The 2,435-nt window shown below is 64.5% G+C and carries 1 protein-coding gene; it reads right to left on the reverse strand.

Annotation, left to right across the window (positions count from 1 at the left end; all coding sequences use genetic code 11):
* Window positions 1–444: 444 nt before the first annotated feature.
* Window positions 445–2,435: translocation/assembly module TamB domain-containing protein (locus EOA86_RS30655; RefSeq protein ID WP_206630184.1), on the reverse strand; the 1,991-nt coding region annotated here is incomplete at its 5' end.

Raw genomic sequence — 2,435 nt, forward strand, 5'->3', positions numbered from 1 at the left:
ATGTGATCCGGAACGCGATCGCCATTACTCTTGTAGATTGTCATCACGAAACTCCCATTGTTGGCTTTCTGCCTTTTACCATTCCGCATCCGGGCCATGATGTCAAAAACGGCACGAGTTGGGAACATGCCAAGGAATGTGCAACTTTGGAAGGGAAGCAGTTCGCGTGATAACGACAGTCTTGGCGCAAAATTGCTATTGCCCGGCAGATTTCGTTCGAATCTCCCGGATCGATCAAACTGAGACATTCACGACAGCGCCGCGCGTCCTCTGGGCGCGCAAAGGACGCTGTAGCACTTTGATTTTGCGCATAATCCCTAACCGAAAGTCGGTTCCGATTTCCGGCGTCATGCGCGAAGCTTTGCACAGCGCCAGCCGATCCCGGACGGAGTGCCAAAACGGCGACAATTGTCGGATTGCCAGACCCTCTCGCGTCGGCCGGCTTCAGTACTCGCGCTCGTAGAAAACGCCACCCTTGGCTTCGCCGGCGTCTGTGGCCTCGCCGCGCAATTTGACGCCGCGCCCGACGTCGAGATCGATCGCCGCCTTGCCCGAACCCGGCTTGTCGCCCTTCTGGATGGTCACATAGGTGCGGTCGTTGAGATATTTGCCCGCCGACACCGCGGTGCCGCCTTCCTCGTCGGTGATGACGTCGAGATCGTCGACGCCGATCGCGCTGCGCAGGTTCTGGAGCAGCGAGGTCGAGCCACCGACACCGGCCAGCTGCGCGGCGGCTTCGGCAAGCTGGGCGATCTGCAGCGGCGACAGGTTAGACATCGAGCGGCCGAAAATCAGTTGCGCCAGGACCTCGTCTTCCGGCAGCGCCGGCACCGACGAGAAGTTGAATTTCGGATTGGTCGCTTCGCCCGATACCACGATGGTGACGGTGGCGCTGCTCGTCGTCGAGGTCGCCGTGAGGTTGAGATAAGGCACCAGCGAGCCTGAAAAGCCGACCGTGCCTTCGGTGAAGGTCAGCCGCTTGGCGAGGATCGTCAGCCGCCCGCGCTGCAAGGTGAAGGTGCCAACGGCCTGCGGCGACGATGCCGGGCCGGTCAGCCGCAGCGAACCGCCAAGCTCGGCATCGACACCCCTGCCCTGGATGAAGATCTGGCTCGGCGCGTTGACCGTGACATCGAGGTTGAGGCCGCCGCCACCGCTGCTGCCGCTCGCCGTCGCCGGGCGCAACGCCTTGTCCTGCGCGCGCACGGCTGCCGGTGCGTTCTTGTGCTTGACGTCCAGCGCCGCCAGCGAGCCCGGCAGCTTTTCGGGAACGGTGATGACGGTCTTGGCTAGGTTGATCGCACCCGAGATCACCGGCGCCGACGCGAGCGGCCCCTTGATGGTCAGGTCGCCACTGAGGTTGGCGGTGACCACCCTGCCGTCGGTGTAGCGGCCGTCGACGAGCTTGACCGACAGATCGGCTGGAAAACCTTGCGCCGGATTGATGCCGACCGTGCCGCTGGCCGACAGGCTGCCGCGCGTCGACAAATTGCCGGTCAGGCGGTTGATCCTGGCGACGCCACCGCCGATCACCACATCGGCGGTGATATCGTTGATCGCAAGTCCCGAGCGTGCATCGATCAGGCGGGCACCTGACGTGCGGACCGTGCCTGTGATCACCGGCGACGTCGCCGGGCCGCGCACCTTCAAATTGACGTCGGCCGTGCCGCTCAAAGACAGGCCTTGAGCGGCAAGTGTCCGGGTGAGGAAAGCGAACGGCACCTTGCCGGCAAAGTCGAGATCAAGGGTGGGCGTGCCGGATGTCGTCATCGTGCCGCCGCCCTTGAGGCCGAGACCGGCGGCATCGCTCATGCTGGCGTCGAAGGTCAGCCTGTTGCCAGAATATGTTCCGGAGGACGAAACGCCCATGCCGCCGAAACCGGCACCGCGGGTCTGCGACGTCTGGACGCCTGCGGCGTCGATCTTGAAGGCGACGGCCGGATTGGCCGGCGCGCCCGTCACCTTCACCGTGCCCGATATCGAGCCGGCGGCATCGAGGCCCGGCGAGAAACTGTTGGCCAGCGACATCGGGACCCGCGCCAGCGTCGCGTTGAGATTGAGCGCCTCCCCGACCTTGCCCGAAACCGTCGCCGTGCCGCCGCCGAGGTTGAGTGCGAGCTTGTCCAGGCTGGTCGTGCCGTTGGCGATGGTGATGGTCGAGGCCTGAGCGATCGCCGCTTTGATGCCGCGCATGGTCGCCTGGCCGGAGGTGAGCTCGACGGTCGTCGTGCCGTTGGCGACCCTGACGCGGCCGGCGGCCCTGGCCGGAATGTCCTTGACGTTGGCGCCGCCGGAAAAGCCTGTCCAGTCGCCGTCACGCTTGAGATCGACATCGATGCCGCGAATGACGGTGCCGCCGGAGGTGACGCTGTCGGCGCGGATCTTTCCGGAGATCACCGGTGCCGCGAGATAGTTGGCGATCGATGCATCGATAG

This window comes from Mesorhizobium sp. M5C.F.Ca.IN.020.32.2.1 (assembly GCF_004023105.1).
Classification (GTDB): Bacteria; Pseudomonadota; Alphaproteobacteria; order Rhizobiales; family Rhizobiaceae; genus Mesorhizobium; species Mesorhizobium wenxiniae.